General features: G+C 52.9%; 19 protein-coding genes. 9 read left to right on the top strand and 10 right to left on the bottom strand.

Annotated features, from left to right (window positions below):
• Positions 1–17: 17 nt before the first annotated feature.
• Positions 18–185: a YfgG family protein gene (locus PMPD1_RS16565; RefSeq protein ID WP_435529695.1), complete on the bottom strand. Its 168-nt coding sequence runs from the start codon at positions 183–185 to the stop codon at positions 18–20.
• A 339-nt stretch (positions 186–524) separates the two neighbouring features.
• Here PMPD1_RS16565 and PMPD1_RS16560 point away from each other — a divergent pair, with 339 nt between their 5' ends.
• On the top strand, positions 525–2,699 hold the full coding sequence (locus PMPD1_RS16560; protein WP_354292664.1) for an EAL domain-containing protein: 2,175 nt from the start codon (positions 525–527) through the stop codon (positions 2,697–2,699).
• On the opposite strand, the gene tehB is transcribed toward PMPD1_RS16560, so the two are convergent.
• Genes tehB through ppk1 form a run of 3 tightly spaced genes read right to left on the bottom strand, consistent with a single transcriptional unit; the run spans position 2,696 to position 6,926 of the window.
• The gene (gene tehB, locus PMPD1_RS16555) at positions 2,696–3,307 is read right to left on the bottom strand and encodes a tellurite resistance methyltransferase TehB (protein WP_173635082.1); all 612 of its coding nucleotides are present in this window, start codon (positions 3,305–3,307) and stop codon (positions 2,696–2,698) included. The genes PMPD1_RS16560 and tehB overlap by 4 nt on opposite strands.
• A gap of 16 nt (positions 3,308–3,323) precedes the next feature.
• Positions 3,324–4,859 (bottom strand): exopolyphosphatase, encoded by a 1,536-nt coding sequence (gene ppx / locus PMPD1_RS16550; RefSeq protein ID WP_173635081.1) that lies wholly within the window; start codon positions 4,857–4,859, stop codon positions 3,324–3,326.
• A gap of 6 nt (positions 4,860–4,865) precedes the next feature.
• Positions 4,866–6,926, bottom strand: coding sequence for a polyphosphate kinase 1 (gene ppk1, locus PMPD1_RS16545; protein WP_173635080.1), 2,061 nt, complete (start codon positions 6,924–6,926; stop codon positions 4,866–4,868).
• 153 nt (positions 6,927–7,079) lie between these two features.
• On the opposite strand from ppk1, the gene PMPD1_RS16540 reads away from it, so the two are divergent.
• The 3 genes from PMPD1_RS16540 to pstB are packed head-to-tail and all read left to right on the top strand — an operon-like array spanning position 7,080 to position 11,637.
• Positions 7,080–9,209, top strand: a complete 2,130-nt coding sequence (locus PMPD1_RS16540; RefSeq protein ID WP_173635079.1) for an ABC transporter permease subunit — start codon at positions 7,080–7,082, stop codon at positions 9,207–9,209.
• Positions 9,206–10,855, top strand: coding sequence for a phosphate ABC transporter permease PstA (pstA, locus tag PMPD1_RS16535; RefSeq protein WP_173635078.1), 1,650 nt, complete (start codon positions 9,206–9,208; stop codon positions 10,853–10,855). Before PMPD1_RS16540 ends, pstA begins: the two co-directional genes overlap by 4 nt.
• Before the next feature lie 14 nt (positions 10,856–10,869).
• Entirely contained in the window at positions 10,870–11,637 is a 768-nt protein-coding gene (gene pstB, locus PMPD1_RS16530) for a phosphate ABC transporter ATP-binding protein PstB (protein ID WP_173635077.1), read from the top strand.
• Between the two features lie 52 nt (positions 11,638–11,689).
• Here pstB and purN read toward each other — a convergent pair whose 3' ends face one another.
• Together purN and purM are read right to left on the bottom strand one after the other, a co-directional pair.
• Positions 11,690–12,328 (bottom strand): phosphoribosylglycinamide formyltransferase, encoded by a 639-nt coding sequence (purN, locus tag PMPD1_RS16525; RefSeq protein ID WP_173635076.1) that lies wholly within the window; start codon positions 12,326–12,328, stop codon positions 11,690–11,692.
• The gene (gene purM, locus PMPD1_RS16520; RefSeq protein WP_173635075.1) at positions 12,325–13,365 is read right to left on the bottom strand and encodes a phosphoribosylformylglycinamidine cyclo-ligase; all 1,041 of its coding nucleotides are present in this window, start codon (positions 13,363–13,365) and stop codon (positions 12,325–12,327) included. Before purM ends, purN begins: the two co-directional genes overlap by 4 nt.
• A gap of 240 nt (positions 13,366–13,605) precedes the next feature.
• Between purM and upp the strand changes: the two genes are divergently transcribed.
• From upp to hda, 3 genes are all read left to right on the top strand, one after another.
• On the top strand, positions 13,606–14,232 hold the full coding sequence (gene upp, locus PMPD1_RS16515; RefSeq protein ID WP_173635074.1) for a uracil phosphoribosyltransferase: 627 nt from the start codon (positions 13,606–13,608) through the stop codon (positions 14,230–14,232).
• A 67-nt stretch (positions 14,233–14,299) separates the two neighbouring features.
• Complete coding sequence (gene uraA / locus PMPD1_RS16510) at positions 14,300–15,583, top strand: uracil permease (RefSeq protein WP_173635073.1); 1,284 nt, start codon at positions 14,300–14,302, stop codon at positions 15,581–15,583.
• A 93-nt stretch (positions 15,584–15,676) separates the two neighbouring features.
• A complete protein-coding gene (hda, locus tag PMPD1_RS16505) occupies positions 15,677–16,378 on the top strand; it encodes a DnaA inactivator Hda (protein ID WP_354292922.1) in 702 nt (233 codons plus the stop codon).
• A gap of 12 nt (positions 16,379–16,390) precedes the next feature.
• Here hda and arsC read toward each other — a convergent pair whose 3' ends face one another.
• Positions 16,391–16,741: an arsenate reductase (glutaredoxin) gene (gene arsC / locus PMPD1_RS16500; RefSeq protein ID WP_173635071.1), complete on the bottom strand. Its 351-nt coding sequence runs from the start codon at positions 16,739–16,741 to the stop codon at positions 16,391–16,393.
• A 24-nt stretch (positions 16,742–16,765) separates the two neighbouring features.
• The gene (gene bepA, locus PMPD1_RS16495; protein WP_173635070.1) at positions 16,766–18,226 is read right to left on the bottom strand and encodes a beta-barrel assembly-enhancing protease; all 1,461 of its coding nucleotides are present in this window, start codon (positions 18,224–18,226) and stop codon (positions 16,766–16,768) included.
• A 338-nt stretch (positions 18,227–18,564) separates the two neighbouring features.
• On the opposite strand from bepA, the gene PMPD1_RS16490 reads away from it, so the two are divergent.
• Together PMPD1_RS16490 and PMPD1_RS16485 are read left to right on the top strand one after the other, a co-directional pair.
• Entirely contained in the window at positions 18,565–20,172 is a 1,608-nt protein-coding gene (locus PMPD1_RS16490) for a sensor domain-containing diguanylate cyclase (protein ID WP_173635069.1), read from the top strand.
• Positions 20,173–20,243: 71 nt separating this feature from the next.
• Positions 20,244–21,308 (top strand): AI-2E family transporter, encoded by a 1,065-nt coding sequence (locus tag PMPD1_RS16485; RefSeq protein WP_173635068.1) that lies wholly within the window; start codon positions 20,244–20,246, stop codon positions 21,306–21,308.
• A gap of 41 nt (positions 21,309–21,349) precedes the next feature.
• On the opposite strand, the gene bcp is transcribed toward PMPD1_RS16485, so the two are convergent.
• Together bcp and PMPD1_RS16475 are read right to left on the bottom strand one after the other, a co-directional pair.
• Positions 21,350–21,817 carry a thioredoxin-dependent thiol peroxidase gene (gene bcp, locus PMPD1_RS16480; protein WP_173635067.1) on the bottom strand — a complete coding sequence of 156 codons (468 nt, stop codon included), beginning with the start codon at positions 21,815–21,817 and terminating at the stop codon, positions 21,350–21,352.
• Positions 21,817–22,389, bottom strand: a complete 573-nt coding sequence (locus tag PMPD1_RS16475; protein WP_173635066.1) for a glycine cleavage system transcriptional repressor — start codon at positions 22,387–22,389, stop codon at positions 21,817–21,819. Before PMPD1_RS16475 ends, bcp begins: the two co-directional genes overlap by 1 nt.
• Positions 22,390–22,548 lie beyond the last annotated feature (159 nt).

Here is a 22,548-nt window from a genome sequence, read left to right as displayed (position 1 = left end):
GCGTCGTAACGCCAGTACTACGTAGAGGACGAAATAGTCGTTGGCTCCGGCTGCGCTTTTTTTTGCTGATGGTGTTCAATGGCGCCTGGAATGGTGTACAGCAAACGTCCAAGCAAAATTAGGAAGCTAATCAGCAAAATAATACGGGTCATTAGACCGGTTTTCTGACGTCTTCGAATGGTCATAGCGTTATTCACGCAGTGGGTTCCTGTGGGATGCCCGTCCAGGGCGGTGTGACAATTTAGGCACAGCCGACGCAAGAGGTCAATGCATGAGCGACTATTCGCGGCAGAAAGCGCACAAGTTATCGCGATTTATTGGAAAGCAGGTTATAACGCAGTGGAAAAAAACGGAACTAAATTGATTTATATCAACTTTTTTTCTGCCCGGATGCCTACTATATCCTTGCTTTTCTTGCGCCGCCCCAGATTTCCCCAATCCTGATGATGTTACTGGCAGTAAACCTTCTTATGCATAAATACGCGTTACTTAAAACTCTTGGCACTAAATGGTGGGGATTACCGATGGTTATCTCACTCACGCTGTTGCCGCTTTCCAGCTTTTTTTCCACGCGCTTGCAGTTGCCGGAAGGGCATGTCTATCTGTTTTATTTGCCAATGGCGATGATGGTGGCAATGCTGATGGTGTTTGACTGGCTGGCGCTGCCGGGCATCACACTCGCGTTGGCGCTACGCTATTTCAACCTGTTTACGCCAGGCCATGCGTTAACCACTTGCCTGATTTTTATCATTAACCTGAGCTGCTGCTGGCTTGGCTACCATTTGCAGGCCGGGCGACGTTGGGGGGTTACGGTCGGCGCGTGGCGCGTACTTTCCGCCCGTCTGTTCTGGCTCAGTTTCTTGCTGACGACGCTGTCGGTAATGTTGTTGCAATTGATGGTGACGTTAGGCGTTATTCCGGAAAGTGCTGCGGTGGTGTCACGCGATCCTTTTACGCTACGCACATTGATTAACTATCAGTCTTTTCTGCTCTCCTGCATGGCGATGACGCCGCTGTACTACTGCGTGATTCGTATCCTGCGCGATCCGCGTTTTGCCCGACAACTGTTCCAACGTATGAAGCGGCAAGTTAGCGAAGAGGTGTCCGCGCCAGAAATTGCTTGCTGGCTAGGGCTGCTATGTTTGCTGCTGATGGTTTTTGGCTGGTTAAGTACCGTGTTAGACCATGTGCGGGTCGGTGATTATGCCATGATGCTACTGCTGCCAACCATGCTGTGGTCTGCGACACGTTTTGGTTATTTACTGACCTCGCTGAGTTGGTCATTGGTACTGATTACGCTGTTTCAGTTCCGTGAGCAGTTTTTGGTTAACCCGGCGATGTATAATCATTTGGCGGTGATTTTTTCTAATCTACTGATCTTTACCCTTACGCTAATCATCCTTTCTACCAGCGGAACGCGGCAGCGGCGTATTATCAGCCAAACACGCCGCGCGGCGTTGATCGATCCCATCATCGATTTACCGAATCTGCGTGCCTTGAGCGGTGAGCTAAGCCGCCACCCTCATTCAACACTCTGTTTTTTGCGTATCCCCGAACTGGATCTCCTCAGTCGGACTTATGGTCTGCAACTACGAATACAGTACAAACGGGGATTGGCGGCACATTTAAGGCCGCAGCTACAACCGCACGAGGGCGTCTATCAGTTACCGGGGTTTGATTTGGCGCTACGACTGGAAAAGAGCGCCTATGCGTTACGGGTTGAGGAGATCGCGGCCGCATTAAACGATTATCGCCTGCTGTGGGATGGCTTACCGCTGCAACCCGAGGTTGGCGTTAGTTACTGCCATATCAAACCACCGGTCAGCCAGTTACATGAATTGCTGGGAGAGATGAGTGCGCTGGCGGAAGTGTCGCTGCACAGTCGTCGGGCGGAACAGTTGCAAGAGGGAAGTGTATCAACGCTGCAAACCACCCAGGAAAAAGTTAACACCTTGCAAGCGGTGCAGCGTGCGCTACAAGAGGGCGGGTTTGTCCTGATGGCGCAGCGGATAGAGGGGACGCGCGGCGATGATTTTCATGAAGTACTGCTAAATATGGTTGATAGCAATGGCGAACTGATTGAACACGCACGCTTTTTAACGGTGGTGCATGAATGCGGTATGACATGGGAAATTGATCGCTGGTTATTAGCGCAAACTCTCGACTTTATTGCCACACATCGCGAAACGCTGCCAGCGGCACGGTTGGCGGTGAAACTGTTTGCCACCAGTTTCTGCCGGCCTCACTTGGCGAATGAAATTGGCGCGATGCTGGCAGAGCGAGGTGTTGAACCTTGGCAGTTGATTATTGAGGTCGCAGAATCCCCGGTTCTGAGCGATGTTTACTGGGGCAATCAGACCATGATTCGGCTACGACAAATCGGATGCCGCGTGATTATTGATGGTTTCGGTGCCGGTTATGCCAGTTATTTGCGGCTTAATAACGTGCAGGCGGATATGTTAAAAATTGACGGCGGTTTAGCGCGGAATATTTTAAACAGCAGCCTTGATTACCAGATAGTTGAATCAATATGTCGCCTTGCCCGGTTGAAAAAAATGCAGGTTGTGGCGATGGAGGTGCAGGAGCAGCCCGTCGCTGCGGCCTTGAAAAACATGGGCGTGGATTACTTGCAAGGAACGGCGATCGGTCAGGCGATGCCGCTGTCTGGATTGAGCCAGGCCAGCGGCGCCAGTCATTAATAATCGGCAGGCGGCGTTTTTTGCGCCAACAAGGTGGCGAAACGCAGGCGAATGCGGTTGCCGTTTTCATCGGTGCGATGTAACTGCCCGACATGCTCGTTGTATTTCACGATATGCCATTTACGGTAATAATCGCTCAACTCACCGGATTTGAAGGTAAATGGAAAAGGCACGACACAGGGAAAATCCTCGGTATCCATGGCGGCGACAATCAGGTTGTAACCACCTTTCACCGTGCTGGCCTGCATATCGGCGATTAATTGCGGGATGGTTTCCGGCTGTAAAAACATCATCACCACCGTAGAGAACACCAAGTCCCAGGCACCATTAAACCGGTGGTCGTTCAGATCGCGTATCGCCGTATCAATATTGGTAATACCCTCTGCTTCGATAATCTGATTCAGCCGTGCAATGCTGGCCGGATTTTTATCCCAAGCGGTCAGATCAAAACCGCGCTGGCTGAGATACAGCGAGTTGCGCCCATTACCGCACCCAACATCCAGCGCTTTGCCGGGCGTGAGCTGCGGTAGCGCAGCAACAATTTCAGAATGCGGCGCGGTGAGCTGGTATTTCTCGGTGAAGTAATTTTCAGGTCGTAAAGTTGTCATCGTTATCTTCTGCCGGTTACTGTGCGGCCGGTTCCTCTTCTGTCATCAATTTCCAGCCCGTGACGTCTTCCCAATAAGACTGCTCGCGCTCAAGGTCTAACTGTACCAGGGTATTTTGGCTGAAATACCCCTCCGGAAAGCGTAACCTCCAGTGACCGTCGTCGGTGCTTAACTGTAAAGAGGCCGGTTTACAGGTGGCCTGGCGCTGATTGTTCAGCAACGTCCCCAGGCGCAATAAAAAGATTAGCGGTAAAAATTGCTTTTTCTTAAATAACGTAAAGCGCGGCATTTCATCCACTTTTACCGCCTTACGGTGATAGCGTACCAGCGTTGCCAACAGCAACTGTTGATCCTGATTAAAGCCCGGCATATTGGTGTTTTGCAGGATGTAGGAAGAGTGGCGTTGTAATCCGCTGTGGTTGATGGTTAACCCCACTTCGTGCAGCATTGCCGCCCAGCGTAATAGCGTGGCCAGTTGTGGATTTGCCAGTTTCGGATTTTGCTGTTCCCACTGTAAATAGAGCTGGTCGGTAGTTTCCAGTACCCGCCGCGCCTGATCGCTGTCGATATTGTAATGGTTGGCGAGGCTTTGTGCGGTGCGGCTACGAATATCCTGGTGGCGGAAACGGCCCTCCATTTCATACAGCACGCCTTCACGTAGCGCACCGTCAGACAGGCGCAGTTCACGGATCGCCAGCGCATCAAAAACCCCGGCGAGAATCGCAAGTCCTGGCACAAAGACCACTTTGCGCTCTTCCGAGAGGCCCGGCAGGCTGAGCGAGTCGAAAGATTTATATTTGATCACTTCCTCGTAAAGCTTTTCCAGCCGTTCCGCGGTGATCAGTTTATCTTTTTCGCCCATCGCCTCCAGCACTTCACAAGCGGCTTTAATGGTGCCGGAAGCGCCGAGGGCGAATTGCCAGCCCAGTAAACGATATTGCCATGCCAGCGTTTCCAGTTTTTGCGCGGCGGCGAGGCGGGCGCGGCGGAAGTTCTCTTTGCTTATGGTTCCGGCGGGAAAATAGAGGTGCGCAAAACTCACGCAACCCATCCGGCGGCTTTCCACTAACTTCGGTTCAAAATCCTCCCCGATGACCAGCTCGGTTGAGCCACCGCCGATATCAATCACCAGCTTGCGGCCCTTTTCCGGTTGAGTGTGTTCTACACCCATAAAAATCAGACGCGCTTCTTCGTGACCGGAGATAACCTCTATCGGGTAGGGGATCACCTCGGCGGCGCGCTGCAAGAACTCTTCAGCATTCACCGCCTGGCGTAGCGTATGGGTACCTACGATGGTAACGTTAGCAGCGCTGAACCCCTGTAAACGTTCGGCAAACAGCGTAAGGCAACTGAGGCCACGCTGAATCGCCTCTTCGCTTAGCACATTATTGGCATCCAGGCCGTCGGCCAGATGCACCCGCTGCTTCAACCGGCCCAAGACCTGCATGGCGCCATCCACCACGCGGGCTATCACCATGTGGAAACTATTGGAACCGAGGTCGATAGCGGCGAACTCCTGCGGTTTTGGCGTACTCTTATGGGATATTGGCATAGTGAATTATTCAGGTTGTTCCAGAGATTTGATGTAATCGTAAATCGCCAATTGCGCGCGCACTTTACGGCGATTTCCACGCGGTACGTAACGGTTACTCAGTTCTTTATCAATAAAGCGGGCTTTCATCGTATCACTGAACAGGATGCCGATAATATCCAGAACGCGCTGTTTCAGCACCGGGTCGAGCACCGCCACCGCGACTTCAATCCGATAATCAATATTGCGCGTCATCCAGTCGGCGGAGGAGAGGAACACCTTTTTATCGCCGCCGTTTTCAAAAATATAGACGCGATCGTGCTCCAGATAGCGGTCAACGATACTGATGACGCGAATATTTTCGCTGATGCCTTCCAGATCAGGAATCAGCGAGCACATGCCACGAATCAATAAATTGACTTTTACCCCTACGCTGGAGGCGGTATACAGGCGATCAACCAGCCCTTTATCTACCAGATTATTGACCTTTAAGGTAATCCCGGCTGGTCGGCCATTTTGCGCATTAGCGATTTCATCATCAATCAGTTGATAGAGCATACGCCGCGAGTTTTGCGGCGAAACCATCAGATAATCGAAGCTGACCGGGCGATACGGGTTTTCAATAAAGTTAAATACCCGGCGCACTTCGTTAGTAATGCGCGCATCGGCGGTTAACAGAGAATAGTCGGTGTAGAGGCGGGCGGTTTTTTCGTTGAAGTTACCGGTGCCAATATGCGCATAACGCACCACTTCGTCCCCTTCACGGCGTGAAATCAGGAACAGTTTGGCGTGAATTTTCAGCCCCGGCGCGGAGAAAATAACGTGTACACCGGCTTCGGTAAGCCGTTTGGCCCAGTGAATATTCGCTTCTTCATCGAAACGCGCCTGTAGCTCCACCACCACAGTGACTTTTTTACCGTTGTAGGCGGCGTGGATCATCGCATCAATAATGCGTGAGTTTTTCGCCACACGATAAATATTGATTTTTATCGCCAGTACACTGGGGTCGAACGACGCCTGACGCAACAATTCAAGGACGTGTTCGAAGGTATGATACGGATAGTAGAGCAGGACATCGCGATGCCGAATGGCATCGAAGCCATTGCGAAAGGCGTCAAACCAGATATGACGCAATTGCGGTAATGCTTTATTGACCAGATTGGCTTTGCCAACGTTTGGAAAACTGATGAAATCTTTGAAGTTATGATAGCGCCCACCAGGGATGATGGAATCATAGTTAGAGATATTCAGCTTGGCGCGCAGTAACTCAACCATTTCGTCTGGCATATCGCGTTGATATACGAACCGCACCGGTTCGGCGGTGAGACGCTGTTTCAGGCTGGACGACATTAACTCCAGCAGGCTGGATTCCATTTCGGTAACCAGATCGTACTCGGCGTCGCGCGTCATTTTCATCGAGTAGGCGTTTAACGCATCATAATCGAAGAAACCTTTGAAAATATCATCAAGGCAATAGCGCAAAATATTATCCAGCAAGATCATCGGCTTGCGGCGGCGCGGCGTTTCCGGCGGCAGATTGACGAAGCGTGGAACCTTATCTGATGGGATCTCAAGCAGCGCATAGCGAATATCGTCGCCGCGAATAATCTCAACCGCCAGGTAGGTGTAATCGTCCTTCAGAAACTCGGTCAGATCGGTGTCGTGATTAATCAGGATCGGCGTAATGTGTTGGCGTAACTGGTGCTTAAAGTAACGCCGCAACCAGATTTGTTGGTTAGGCGAGAGCTGGCGTTCGTTAATCAAGAAAATTTGATTGCGCGCCATTTCCAGCAGCAAATCGTTATACAACCCATCAAATTCTTGATCGGCCTTCATCACGCGTTGCTGAATCTTTTTTAACAGGTGGCGCGGCTGGCTTGCGGAACCTTGCTCTTCGCCAATTAAAATACGTCGTTTCAGATCGGCAAAACGAACCTTATAAAATTCATCAAGGTTGTTGGAATAGATGCCGAGAAAACGCATACGCTCAATCAGCGGGTTGGTTTTATCCGCCGCCTCTTGCAAAACGCGTTCGTTGAAGGATAACCAGCTCAGTTCTTTTTCGATGTATAGCTTTTCCTGACCCATTATGGCTCCGTTTGGCTGATTCAGGACGAGGGTATCCAGTGTCCGTTATCATTATGGCGAGAGTATGGCAGCATTGTCCAACCTCAACTGTTGTCATATCAGGCGGCTACGGGCAACATAGCGGCTCTATCTTTACAGGACTGCCGCGCACCGATGATTGATAACCATATACCCGTACAGTTTAGCGACAGGCGTCGGCGCTTTATTGACCGGATGACGCGGCGTTTCGTCACCGCCTGCGGCATTGGGGTATTAGGTGTGATGCTGTTGCTGTTCCTGTGGTTAATTTGGGTGGTATTGCCGTTATTTAGCGCACCGTCTATCCACGCCGGTATTACGCAGCAGTTATGGCAAAACCAGCCCGCGCTAGCGTTGGGAGCGGAAGGCCGCTGGGGCTGGCGTATTGATAATCAAGGCATCGGGCAGTTTATTCCGCTGAATGGCGAACCGGCGGAACCGGCGCTACGGCTGGCGGACAAGGTGATCGCTGCGGCAAGCACGGCGGATAATCAGGCGGTGATGTTGCTGACGCCTGCTGGCGGTATCCGCGTGATTGAGCCCGATTTTTCCGATCCTGGCGGGCCGCGCTGGAAGTTTCCGCTCGGCGATGGCGCATTAAGCCTGGGCGAGGGCGGATTACAACATCCGGCGTTAGCGCACCTTGCTGATGGGCGCTGGCTGGCGGCAGCGGCTAATGCCACACAGATTACTCTCGGCTGGCTGGCGCCCCATCAACCAATACAGCGCCAACGGATTGATAACCCGGCCACCCGTCAACTGCTGGTGGCGCCGAATGGTAAACTCTTGTTCGCGCTGAGCGGCAATCTACTGCGCGTCTGGCGTCTTGATACCGAGAAGCCAACCCTGCGCGATGCCATTACCTTACATCAGCCCGTTGAGCGCATGACGTTGCTGAGCGGCGGGCATTCATTACTGTTATCCGGGCCGACCGGCGTAAGTCAGTGGTTTGATATTGCCAGCGAAACCGGCCCACATCTCAACCATATTCGTCGTTTTTCCGGCACCGGCACGGGTTTGGTGGTCAGTGAACCACAACGGCGCGTATTTGCCGTTATCAGCCCACAAGGCGCGTTATCATTGTTTGCCAGTAAACAAGATCAGGCGATTTTTCACCATCACTTGCCGCCCGGCATTACTCAGGCCCGTTTTACACCGGCGGGCGATGGTTTGCTGACCGAGCGTGACGGGCTGTGGCAATACTGGCAGTTGGATAATCCATGGCCCGATGTAAGCTGGCGCAGTGTGTGGCAAAAAGTATGGTATGAGAACTATCCGCAGCCCGACTGGACCTGGCAAGCTACCTCGGCAGAGGATCATTATCAAGCCAAGTTTAGTTTGGTGCCAATGGTGGTCGGCACGCTGAAGGCGGCGCTGCTGGCGATGCTTTTTGCGATGCCGCTGGCATTGGCGGCGGCCATTTATACCGCATGGTTTATGTCGCCCGGCCTGCGACGTTGGATAAAACCGGCGATTGAGATGATGGGAGCCTTGCCAAGCGTAGTGGTAGGGTTGATTGCCGGTCTGTGGCTGGCGCCGCGCGTAGCTAACCATCTGGCTGGTGTGCTGGCATTGCCGTTTATGCTGGCGCTGACGTTATTGTTGTGCGGATGGGGCGCGCGTCGTTTGCCTGCTCGCTGGCGTCAATGGTTTTTCGCCGCCGGGCGAGAGCCATTACTCTTAATCCCGTTGCTATTGCTGATGTCGCTGCTCTGCTTATGGCTGTTCCCGCTGTTGGATAGCGCTATATTCGGGCGTGGAATGGCTGAACGGCTTTCTGAGGACTACGCGCAACGCAATTTGCTGGTGGCCGGCGTCGCGATGGGGTTTGCGCTGGTCCCGTTAATTTTTACGCTGGCTGAGGACGCAATTTTTAGCGTGCCAGCTTCATTGGGGCAAGGATCGTTAGCACTGGGCGCAACGCCGTGGCAAACGCTGTCACGCGTGGTGTTGCCTGGCGCCTCGCCGGGTATTTTTGCCGCCTTGATGATCGGTTTCGGGCGCGCGATGGGTGAGACGATGATTGTTCTGATGGCGACCGGGAATACGCCGCGTACCGAAGGGGGATTGTTTCAGGGCCTACGAACGCTCTCGGCAAATATTGCGGTGGAGATGCCGGAAGCTGCGGCGGGCAGCGCGCATTATCGCATTCTGTTTCTTAGCGCACTGGTTCTGCTGCTGTTCACGTTGGTGGTGAACACGCTGGCGGAAGTGGTTCGTCAGCGTTTACGCCAGCGTTACAGCCAACATGAGGGACAGGGATGAGTGCCATTCACCAAAATGATCGCTGGCGTTGGTTAACCGCCGGGGCTGTCGCCGTTAGCCTGCTGGCATTTGTACTGTTGATCGGGTTACTTGCCTGGCAGGGGTTGCGCGGCTTCTGGCCGCAGCCGGTGACGTTGTTTACCTTAAAGCAATCGCCAGGTACCAATACGCGCTGGCTGGGCGAGATCGCCGGGCAACAAACGCTCACGCGCGACTACCTGGCTGAAAGTGGTTTTCCGGCGGCACAGGCTCTGCCGCCACGGGTAACGCGTATTTTATTAAAAACCGGTAATCGCGATTTCGCGGCGCCGGATTTTCGCTCCTTCCTCTCTACGCAAGTGGTTGATAGCACACGACCGTTAGAGGTAATTGCGTTACAACGGCGCGTGGGGGGCATGGCGTATGGTTGGTTCGACGGGCTACGTGATGGTGATTTAACCTTAACCGCGCGCAATATGCGCCAGGCGTTGCAACAGCGGTTGCAATTAACGCGGATACAAATGGCGCAGGCGCAGCGTCTTCGTCACGTTGAAATGGCGCGCCTTAGCGCGCAGATCGAGACGCTGGATGCGCAAGCCGTAGCCCAGCGCAAAACCGGCCAATATGATGCGCAAGTGCAATCGGTTTATCAGGCCGATCGCGCTGAACTCCGTCGGCAGTTCAAGGCGCAGGCGGCGCAATTGGCGGCAGTGATGGCGAAAAGCAATAGTAATGCGTTACTGTTGCGCGATGCCGACGGCCAACAACACCGTATTCCCCTTACGCAGGTGGTGGATGCCTGGTATCCCAACGATATGACCCTCGGGCAAAAGTGGCGACATTTTGGCCTGCAGTTATGGCATTTTGTTAGCGATTCGGCGCACAACGAGCAGAGTGATGGCGGCGTTTTTCCGGCGATTTTTGGCACCGTGCTGATGGTGATATTGATGTCGGTGGTGGTGATGCCGTTGGGCGTTATCGCTGCGGTGTGGCTGCATGAATATGCCGGACGTAACTGGCTGACACGGTTGGTGCGGATCGCAGTGGTTAATCTGGCAGGCGTACCGTCGATTGTGTACGGCGTGTTTGGGCTGGGCTTTTTCGTCTGGTTGATTGGCGGCACGCTCGATCAATTACTGTTTCCCGCCGCATTACCCAACCCCACGTTTGGCACGCCGGGGTTACTTTGGGCCTCGTTAACGCTGGCATTGTTGACCTTACCGGTGGTGATTGTTGCCACGGAAGAAGGGTTGTCGCGTATTCCGGCTACCTTGCGCCACGGGGCGATGGCGTTGGGCGCAACACGCGCCGAAACGTTATGGAATATTACTTTGCCGCTGGCGCTACCGGCGATGTTGACCGGGTTAATTTTAGCGGTTGCTCGCGCCGCGGGAGAGACAGCGCCGCTGATGTTGGTGGGGGTGGTGAAGCAAGCGCCGGAACTGCCGGTGGACGGTATTTTCCCTTACCTGCATCTTGACCGTAAATTTATGCACCTTGGCTTTCAAATTTATGATTTAGCGTTTCAAAGCCCGAATGCACAAGCCGATCGTCCGCTGGTGTATGCCACGGCATTGCTATTGGTGTTAATTATCCTGGGCCTTAACCTGACGGCGATGGGGCTTCGTCATCGTCTGCGCGAGCGTTATCGCGCATTAGTGCAATAATGTTGGAAACCCTCATGACTACCGCAATTGATAATGCGCTGGAGCTAAAAAGCCTTTCGTTATGGTATGGCGAAAAACAGGCGCTGAATGACATTTCATTAGCTATTCCCCGGCGGCGTATCACCGCATTAATTGGCCCTTCCGGTTGCGGTAAATCGACGCTGTTGCGCTGTTTTAATCGGATGAACGATGTGATTGATGATTGCCGGATCAGCGGGGACATTTTCCTTGGTAACCAGGCGATTATGCAGCCGGGTAGTGATGCGACAGCATTACGTCGCCGCGTGGGAATGGTATTTCAACGTCCGAATCCGTTTCCTAAATCGATCTATGAAAATGTGGTGTATGGGCTGCGTTTACAGGGCGTTCGCGATCGTCGCATTTTGAATGAGGCGGCAGAACGCGCGTTGCGCGCGGCGGCGCTGTGGCCGGAGGTGAAAGATAACCTCGGGCAAAATGCTCTGACGCTCTCCAGCGGCCAGCAGCAGCGGTTAGTTATTGCCCGGGCGATAGCGATTGAGCCGGAGGTGCTACTGTTGGATGAACCTACCTCGGCGCTTGATCCGATTTCGACGTTAGTAATTGAAGAGTTAATGACCACCTTGAAGCAGCATTTTACGCTGATTTTAGTGACGCATAATATGCAGCAGGCAGCGCGTGTATCGGACTATACCGCCTTTATGCATCAGGGGAGTTTGGTAGAGTTTGCCGAAACCGACCGTCTGTTTACCGCGCCACAACAGCGCCGTACCGAGGATTATATTACCGGGCGTTATGGGTAACCGGCCAGGCGTGGCTGCCTCTACGGCAGGCAGCACGCTCAACCCGCTTTAGTTATTCAAATGCATAACCCTGCGGCGGCAACTTTTTGCCATCCAGCCAGGCGGCGTTATCGCGCATCTGTAAGCGCCCCTCAACAAACCAACCAATCACCAGGGGATAAATCGCATGCTCCTGATGTTGCACGCGCGCCGTAATATCCTCTTCGCTATCGTCAGGAAACACCGGCACTTTGGCCTGTAAAATAACCGGGCCGCCATCCAGCTCATCGGTGACAAAGTGTACCGAGGTACCATGTTCTTCATCACCGTTTTCCAGCGCCTGCCGGTGAGTGTGTAGGCCGGGGTATTTAGGCAGCAGGGAGGGGTGGATATTGAGTAAACGGTCATGATAATGGGCGACAAAGGCCGGGCTTAGGATGCGCATATAGCCTGCCAGCACCACCAGATGTGGCGCATAGGCATCAATTTCACGCATTAACTGCCGATCAAATGCTGCGCGATCAACGAACTGTGAGGCGCTTAATGCGTGCGTCACAATGCCCGCTTCCCGCGCGCGCTCTAGGGCAAACGCGTCGGTTTTATTACTTAATACGGCAGCCACGCTGCCGTTAATCCGTTGTTGCTGGCAGGCATCCAGAATCGCCTGAAGGTTACTGCCGTGACCTGAAACCAGCACTACTATGCGTTTCATGGGTTGATAACCACACGCTCATCGGCATCAGAAGCATTAATCACACCGATTTTCCACGCTTTTTCACCGGCGGCGGTGAGCAACTGCAGGGCGTTATCCGCGTCTTGCGGACTCAGCGCAATCACCATTCCTACGCCGCAGTTAAAGGTACGGTACATCTCAAAGCGGCTAACGTTGCCCGCCTGCTGTAACCAGCTAAACACCGGCGGCCATTGCCAGCTTGATTCGTCCAGTACCGCCTGCGTATTCTCCGGCAGCACGCGAGGAATATTCTCCCAGAAGCCACCGCCAGTGAGGTGGGCAATAGCGTGCACATCCACCTGCGCAATCAGGTTAAGGATGTTTTTGACGTAAATACGTGTCGGCGCCAGCAGATGGTCGGCCAATGGCTTGCCTTCTAACTGCCGGGTGAGGGGATCGGTTTGGCTGACTTCAAGAATCTTACGCACCAGCGAATAACCATTGGAGTGCGGGCCGCTGGAGCCTAAAGCGATCAACACATCGCCATCGCGGACTTTACTGCCATCAATAATTTCCGACTTTTCCACCACCCCAACGCAGAAACCCGCCACGTCATAATCTTCACCGTGATACATGCCTGGCATCTCGGCGGTCTCACCACCGACCAACGCGCAACCCGACTGCAAGCAGCCTTCGGCGATGCCGCTAATCACCGCTGAGGCAGTGTCAACGTCCAGTTTACCGGTGGCGTAATAATCAAGGAAAAATAACGGTTCCGCGCCCTGAACCACCAAGTCATTCACACACATCGCCACCAAATCGATACCGATGCTGTCATGGCGTTTCAAATCCATCGCCAGGCGCAGTTTAGTGCCAACCCCATCGGTACCGGAGACTAACACCGGTTCGCGGTATTTTTGCGGCAGCGCACAAAGCGCGCCGAAACCGCCCAGGCCACCCATCACTTCCGGGCGACGAGTCTTTTTCACTACGCCTTTGATACGATCGACTAACGCATTACCGGCATCAATATCAACACCGGCGTCTTTATAGCTGAGAGAGGTTTTGTCGGTCACTGCGAAATCCCCACGCGTTTGCGGTTGGTGGTTTGAAAATGAAGCGCGGCAATTCTATCAGCGCAGGCAAACGTTTGCGAGCGCCATCTTTCTCCCCGTTGCGCTACGCTATTTTTTAGTCAATTCTTATCTAAACCCGACGCTTTTGATCTTAATTGCCTTAAGTCATATGGCGTGTAAAACAAAAGGCGGTATAATCCCGCGATTTTTTTTGCCGCCAACCACTCCGGGAGAACAACAATGAAGATCGTGGAAGTCAAACACCCGCTCGTCAAACATAAACTGGGCCTGATGCGTGAGAACGATATTAGCACCAAGCGTTTTCGTGAATTGGCATCAGAAGTGGGCAGTTTGTTGACCTATGAGGCGACGGCCGACCTGGAAACTGAGAAGGTGACCATTGAAGGCTGGAACGGCCCGGTTGAAATCAGCCAGATCAAAGGTAAAAAGATTACCGTGGTGCCAATTTTGCGTGCCGGTCTCGGCATGATGGAAGGCGTACTGGAAAATGTGCCCAGCGCACGTATCAGCGTGGTCGGGGTTTACCGCGATGAAGAGACGCTGGAGCCGGTACCTTATTTCCAGAAGCTGGTATCAAACATTGAAGAGCGCATGGCGTTGGTGGTTGACCCGATGTTGGCAACCGGCGGTTCAATGATTGCTACCATCGATCTGCTGAAGAAAGCCGGTTGTACCAGTATCAAAGTGCTGGTGTTGGTGGCGGCGCCGGAAGGGATCGCGGCGCTGGAGAAAGCACACCCGGATGTTGAACTGTATACCGCCTCTATTGACCGTGGTTTAAACGAGAAGGGGTACATTATTCCCGGCCTCGGTGACGCGGGCGATAAGATTTTCGGAACCAAATAATTTGCTTTTAAGCCGACCAATAGAGTCGGCTTTTTTTTAATAAAAAAACCATCTCAAGGGGATCATTATGACGCGTCGCGCGATTGGCGTTAACGAACGTCCACCGCTGTTGCAAACGATACCGTTAAGCCTTCAGCATCTTTTCGCTATGTTTGGCTCAACGGTGCTGGTACCCATTTTGTTTCACATCAACCCGGCGACGGTGTTGTTGTTTAATGGGTTTGGTACGCTGCTGTATCTGTTTATCTGTAAAGGTAAAATCCCGGCCTATCTCGGCTCCAGCTTCGCTTTTATTTCTCCGGTCTTACTGCTGTTGCCGTTGGGTTATGAACTGGCGCTGGGCGGTTTCATTATGTGTGGCGTGTTGTTCTGCCTGGTCTCTTTTATTGTTAAAAAGGCCGGAACCGGCTGGATTGATGTGATGTTTCCTCCGGCGGCAATGGGCGCGATAGTGGCGGTCATTGGTCTCGAACTGGCTGGCGTGGCGGCCAATATGGCCGGGCTGCTACCTGCCGATGGCGCATCGGTCGATAACAAAACCATTCTGATTTCACTGGTGACGTTAGGCGCCACGGTCTTTGGCTCGGTGCTTTTTCGCGGCTTCCTCGCCATCATCCCGATCCTGATCGGCGTAGTGGTTGGCTACATATTATCATTTGCGCTGGGGCTGGTGGATTGGACGCCGGTTTACAATGCGCCTTGGTTTGCGTTGCCGACCTTTTATACGCCGCGCTTCGAATGGTTCGCCATTTTCACCGTCTTACCGGCGGCGTTGGTCGTCATTGCGGAGCATGTCGGGCATTTGGTGGTGACCGCCAATATTGTGAAGCGGGATTTGATTCGCGATCCGGGCTTACACCGTTCGATGTTTGCCAACGGTTTCTCAACCATCATTTCCGGCTTGTTTGGCTCTACGCCAAATACCACCTATGGCGAAAATATCGGCGTGATGGCAATTACACGCGTTTACAGTACATGGGTGATTGGCGGGGCGGCGATTTTGGCGATTTTGCTCTCATGCGTCGGTAAGCTGGCGGCCGCGATCCAGGCGATTCCGGTGCCGGTAATGGGCGGCGTATCGTTACTGTTGTACGGTGTGATTGGCGCTTCGGGGATTCGGGTATTGATTGAATCGAAAGTGGATTATAACAAAGCGCAGAACCTGATCCTGACCTCAGTCATCTTGATAGTCGGCGTCAGCGGCGCCAAGGTGCATATTGGCGCCGCAGAGCTAAAAGGAATGGCATTAGCCACGGTAGTGGGTGTGGCGCTGAGTTTGATTTTTAAATTAATCAGCGTATTACGTCCGGAAGAAGTGGTGCTGGACGCGGAAGAAGACACCGCGCAATAAGTACGATGGGCAGCCGATGCTGCCCGTTTCATTCCGGCATAAAAGTTATGATAAACTGTTGCTGTTTTCTGCCCGTTCACACTTGAGGTGCTTCTGAACACGCCGGCACAACTTTCACTGCCTCTTTATCTACCCGATGATGAAACCTTCGCCAGCTTTTGGCCGGGGGAAAATCCGTCATTGTTGGCGGCGCTACATGCCGCGTTGCGCCAGGAACATGGCAGCTATCTCTATTTCTGGTCACGCGAGGGCGGCGGGCGCAGTCATTTGCTGCACGCAGCCTGTGCGGAAATGTCGGCGCGCGGCGAAGCGGTAGGCTATGTGCCGCTGGATAAACGTACCTGGTTTGTGCCGGAAGTGTTGGATGGTATGGAACAGTTGGCGCTGATCTGTATTGATAATATCGAGTGCATTGCCGGAGAGGATGAGTGGGAAATGGCGATTTTCGATCTCTACAACCGGATCCTGGAAACCGGCAGAACCCGGCTCTTAATCACTGGCGATCGCCCCCCGCGCCAGTTAAATTTAACACTGGCGGACTTGGCTTCGCGCCTCGATTGGGGGCAAATCTATAAGCTGCAACCGCTCTCGGATGAAGATAAATTGCAGGCGCTACAGTTACGCGCCGGGCTACGTGGGTTTGAATTGCCGGAAGATGTGGGGCGCTTTCTGCTTAAACGGCTGGATCGGGAAATGCGCACGCTGTTTGTGACGCTGGACAAACTGGATCGCGCCTCTATTTCTGCCCAGCGCAAGCTCACCATCCCGTTCGTGAAAGAGACGCTCGCGCTTTAGCGGCAGCCCCCCTCACAAAATCGGTAACACCTGTTCAGGCGGGCGACCGAGGCGCGCTTTTCCATTCGCAACCACAATCGGCCGTTCAATCAGTTTTGGGTTTTCTGCCATCGCCTGTAGTAACGCGTCTTGGTTATTTTCTTCCGCCAACCCAAGGGTGGTATATAACTCCTCTTTGGTGCGCATCAGTTGGCGAGGATGCGTAAAATCGAGTTGCTGAAGCAGCGTTTTTAGCGCGCTGACATCCGGCGGCGTATCAAGATATAACACTACTTCGGGTTTAATTCCTTGCTGCTGTATCAATGCCAACGTTTCGCGGCTCTTTGAACAGCGCGGATTATGATAGAGGGTTACCTTGGCCATAATGTTCCTTTTACCAATGGGTTATCAGCCTTTCTGATACTGACGGAAACGCTGTTGTAACTGGCGCAACTGGTCGATGCGCGCATCGTAGCGCGCCTGTTTTAAGCTACCGAGCGGAACCTGTGCGCTGGCGCTGCTTAGCGCGGTAATTGCCTGAGCGAGTTGCCCATTTAATGCCAACCCCTCCGCCCGTGCGGACAACTCCTCATCGCGTAGGCCTTGCGCCGCTGAAGCTTGCGCCAGCAGATCCCATGCGTTGGCGTCATCCGGGTGTGACCAGGTATAGCGATACAGCAGACGGCTGGCGGCGGCAGGTTGCTGGCTTTCAACATACGCATTGGCCAGGTTAAGCTGGAGCACCGGGTTATCGGCGATTTTTTGCGCTTTCAGTAGCGTGACCGCCTGTTGCGGTTGATGCAGGCCAATATCGATATCGGTCATAATATCGAGATACCAGACATTATTAGGCTGCGCGGCTAGCAGCGGGGCGATAATCTTTTTGGCGTTATCGAAGCTTTTCGCCTGCAAGAATTGAACGGCGCGCCCATACTGCGCGGCTTGCTGCTCACGCGTATTGCCCTTGCTCAGATCGTTCAACATCTCATCGGTAAGCTGGTTGCGCCCGGCGGCGTACATGCCCAGCGCACGTACTTTCGCCATGTAATAATCCTGCGAAGATTGCACCACCACCGGGCGCATCTGATTGGCGCGGTTACGCGCATCAGCCAAACGGCTATCCGGCAGTGGGTGAGTTAACAAGATTTCCGGCGGCTTGGAGGCAAAGCGCGATTGATCGGCCAACTTTTGCAGGAAGTTCGGCATTGCCTGTGGGTCAAAACCCGCCCGTTGTAGCACCTGAATGCCAATGCGATCTGCTTCCTGTTCGTTGCCCTGTGTGAAGGTAATCACGCCCTGTTGCGAACCGGCGAGCGTACCGGTCAATGCCGCCATCCCGGCCTGCGGGCTCGCCATCGCCAGCAAAATAGAACCCAATGCGCCCACCCACGTTAATGGCGCGTTGCGTTGCTGTTCTTCCATCGCCCGAGCCAGATGGCGTTGGGTAACGTGGGAAATTTCGTGCGCCATTACTGAAGCCAGTTGGCTCTCATTGTCGGTCACACGAAATAACGAGGAGTGTAAAACGACGTTGCCGCCGAAAAAGGCGAAGGCGTTAATCTCATCGTTACTGATCAGATAGAAATGGAAGGGAGTGCGTACCGAGTTGGCATGGGCAACCAGACGTTGGCCTAACTGATTAATGTAGTCATTAAGCAGTGGGTCATTAATCAGCGGCGCGCTGGCGCGCAGTTGGCGGACGTAAAAATCGCCCATCTGCAACTCTTGATTGATTGATAACGTGCCGCCCGCCGTGGTGCCAATATCCGGCAGCGAGTCGGCGACATCCGCGTGCGTGGGTAACGCATTGCCTGCCAGCAGCGTCGCCAAAAAAGAGGCAAACAGACTTTTCTTTAACCGCTTAAGCATACTTCCGTTCCCTTTCAAGAGACCATGGTTTTGACAGGTCATACGCGTAATCGTTCTCGGTTGCCGCCCGATGTTTTCGCTCTGGTCGCTATCTTAACCAGGGGTGGGGCATAAAGAAATGCCGTCTCAGGCGTAGCGTCTGTTTTTTATCGGCGCTGGCGCAAGGAATAAATAAATTATTGGCGCTTTTAAACTACATGTTCCTAAACCGTACATGCCGTGTACAATTGTACGGTCCTTCACCAGGGCAAACACACGCATTGCGAACCCTTTGCAAAAAAAATAAATGCCTCTCTTAATGGCGTGAAAATAATGTTAATTGATTCAGGACTCGGTTCATGTTGAGGCTACTGAGGCCGAAAACGGACCTGCGTACGCTGATTACGTTGCTGGCTATTGCCAGTATTGTCATTACGCTTGCGAACTCACTGTATGCCACGTGGCGCGTTCAGCGCGGCGTGTTGATAAATAATACTCTGGAGGCGAACCGGGTTTACGCCACCAAACTGGCTTCCACTACCGAGTTGTTCTTCAGTCAGGCGCAATCGCAACTGGCCTGGAGCGCCAAAATCCTTGACGACCATTTTGATGACCAGAACATACTGAATGCGGAAGTCAGCCGTCTGCGTCAACAGACCAACAGCTTTAACTCGGTCGCGATTGTTGATGCGCATGGTATGGTGCGGGCAATTTCACCCGAGTCGCTGATGTTGGAAGGCGTTCAACTGAACTCTGCCAGCGCGCGGCAAGCGTTATCTGAGCGTAAGCCATTAATCAGTAAGCCGAATATGTCGGCGGCGAATAATCTGGTGATCTTTATTTCTTATCCGCTGTGGTCAAAATCGGGCGCTTATCTGGGTTACGTTGGCGGCACGCTCTATTTAAAGAAAGACAGTATCCTGAATGATTTGCTGAGAAATCAGTACTATCGCGACGGCTCTTCGCTGTATGTCATGGATGAAGATAACCGCGTGCTCTACCATCAAAATGATAACTTGGTCGGGAAAACCATTGCGCCGCTTATCACGCCTCAGCAACGTAAAGAGCAACCGAACGGCTACCAACAGGTGGCGAAGGCCGATGGCACCGCGCTATTGGCTGGCTACGCGACGGTGCCCGCTTCAGGGTGGACGATTATTGCGGTTAAACCCACCGAGGTTACGCTGGAGCCGCTTTCCAGTTTGTTGCTGAAAGTGGTTCGTCACTCATTGCCGTTGGCTTTACTGACATTAATCGCCGCCTGGCTACTGGCAAGATGGATTGCTTTACCGCTTTGGCAACTGGCACGTAAGGCTAGCCAGATGGACACTGCCGGGGTATCAAAAGAGATTAATGCTATCCGCTCCTGGTATTTCGAAGCGGCGCAAATGAAACGGGCTCTATTGATTGGGATCGGTCTGTTGCAGGACAAAATCGGACGTCTCAAATTTGAGGTGCAAACCGATCCGCTGACGCAACTGTTAAACCGCCGCGGGCTGAACGCGGTGCTGGAGTATTTCCTTACCACGCGCCAACCCTTTGCGGTATTAGCGGTGGATATCGACCATTTTAAGCGGGTGAATGATGACTGGGGGCATGACGTTGGCGACCGCGTCATTATTTCGGTGGCTCGCCAGTTGGAGCGTAGCGCGCGACAAACCGATGTGGTCTGCCGTAATGGCGGCGAAGAGTTTTTAATGATTTTGCCCGGCGCAAATCTTGAAATAGCCGGAGCGATTGCCGAACGGGTACGGCAGGCCATTGAGCATACCGAGGTTGCGCCGGTGGAAGGCATTTCGATTTCGGTTGGCGTCGCGTTGTGGCAAACGGAGCGTGAAGATATGGATGAAACATTTAAACGCGCGGATAGCGCGCTTTATCAGGCGAAAAGAGCCGGACGCAATCGGGTCGTGATGGTGCACCTTGCGCCCCATGAAAGCGGTGAGACAGAGCTTTCTCATCACTAAGCGATTACGCTGTATCGGTGAGTTTCGGCTACACTGCTTAACCCTCGGCACACATCAGTGAAGGAAACGCCATGTGGGCATTATTACTCCAGTGGTATCGTCGTCGTTTTAGCGATCCACAGGCTATTGCGCTGCTAATCATTCTGGTTGCGGCATTTGGTATTTTGTTCTTTTTCAGCGGGTTATTGGCACCGCTATTGGTAGCGATGGTGTTGGCCTATTTGCTTGAATGGCCCACGGTGCGGCTAGAGCGGATGGGCTGTTCGCGCACGGTAGCGACGGCGTTGGTGTTGACCGTGTTTGCCGGTATTTTACTGCTAATGGTGCTGGTTGTGGCGCCGGTAGCCTGGCAGCAGGGCATCAACCTCACACGCGATATGCCGAATATGCTGAACAAACTTTATCACTTTGCCGCCGGTTTGCCGCGTCGTTTCCCGGCGCTGGTTGATGCGGGCATTATTGATATTATTGTCGAGAACCTGCGTAGCCGTCTTACCGGGCTGGGCGATTCGGTGGTGAAATACTCGCTGGCCTCATTGGTTGGTCTGTTAACCCTGGCGATTTACCTGATTTTGGTGCCGCTAATGGTGTTCTTTCTGTTGAAAGATAAACAGCATTTTCTGAATGCGGTTCGACGCGTTTTACCACGCAATCGCGGGTTGGCCGGCCAGGTCTGGAGCGAAATGAACCAGCAGATCACCAACTATATTCGCGGCAAAGTGCTGGAAATGGTGGTGGTTGGGGTTGCTACCTGGATAGGTTTTGCGGTGCTCGGCCTGAACTATGCGTTGCTGTTGGCGGTGCTGGTTGGCTTTTCGGTGCTGATTCCTTACATCGGCGCGATGGTAGTGACAGTTCCGGTTATCTGCGTTGGCCTGTTTCAATGGGGCGCGGGCGGTGATTTCTGGACCATGCTGGTGGTGTATCTGATCATTCAGGCACTGGACGGTAACCTATTGGTCCCGGTGCTGTTTTCCGAGGCGGTGAATTTACATCCACTGGTGATTATTCTCTCGGTAGTGATTTTCGGCGGGTTGTGGGGGTTCTGGGGCGTGTTTTTCGCCATTCCGCTGGCAACGCTAGTAAAAGCGGTGGTGCATGCCTGGCCGGATACACTATTACTGGATGACGAGTAACAAAATGTCCGGGCGATAGTGATCCCGCCCGGACCGACAGGTTAGGCAGATTTCAGGTAATCCATCACGATATCGTGGTGATTCGTGGTTTTGAAATCATCAAAAACTTTTTCTACTTTGCCATTACCGTCTAACAGAAAGCTAATGCGGTGGATGCCATCGTAAGTCTTGCCCATAAATGACTTCTCACCCCACACGCCGAATTGCGCGCAAACCTGATGATCTTCATCAGACAGTAGGGTGAAGTTGAGGAGTTCTTTCTCAGCGAAACGAGACAGTTTTTCCGGTTTATCGGTGCTGATGCCTAACACTTCCACACCGGCTTTTTTCAATTCGTCCATATTGTCGCGCAGACCGCAGGCTTGAACAGTACAGCCTGGCGTCATGGCTTTCGGGTAGAAATAAACCAAAACCCGCTGTCCCTGGAAGTCGGTCAAATTTACTTGTTCGCCATCTTGATCGGGCAAGCTAAATTTCGGTGCGATATCACCGGCTTTCAGTGGATTCATCACTTCTCTCCAATTTTTTCTTCATGCTGTGGGTAATTCACCACGCTAATAGTGCCTTGCGCATGCAATTCTGTACATAGCCGGTTAAAAGCCTGCTCAATAAATGAGGCATCCTGACTCGCCGGGCTATGCGCCGTAATTTGAATATAGAGTAAAGGGGGCCGGTTTTCTTGCGCCGGCTGGGTACGTGATACCAATTCTGCGATATTCATCTGATGCGAATCAAACAGATCGGTGAAGCGTTCAATAATATGCGGTGAGTCATCCACCTCCACTTGCACCCAAACGGTAGCGGGCATCGGCGGCTGTATTTTAGCGCTGGTGCGTTTCATCACGATCAACAACTCCAACTCGGCGCCTTTCAGCGGCAGCGTCGATTCGATCAGCGTAATGGCATTCCAGGTGCCGGAAAGCAGCATAATAAACGTGAACTCATCGCCCAGCATCGCCAGGCGACTATCTTCAATATTACAACCGCAGCTACTGACGTGACGGGTTATTGTATTCACGATGCCTGGGCGATCGACGCCTAGCGCGGTAATAACCAGATGATGTTGCGGTGTCTGAGGCAAAATGGGGTTTCCTGTTAATTCGAATTATGTCGAGCATAAGCAAGATTTATACGCTTAAGGTAAACATAAAAAATACCCTCTGCCAAGCGCCTTACGGCTTGGTTCGCTTGCTTTTCCCTGCCCGTCAAACGTACCATGAAGCACTTGTTTGTGGAGGGG

Source organism: Paramixta manurensis (assembly GCF_013285385.1).
GTDB lineage: Bacteria > Pseudomonadota > Gammaproteobacteria > Enterobacterales > Enterobacteriaceae > Paramixta > Paramixta manurensis.
The sequence above is the reverse complement of the archived record's forward strand: the minus strand, read 5'-3'. Positions and strand labels throughout refer to the sequence as shown.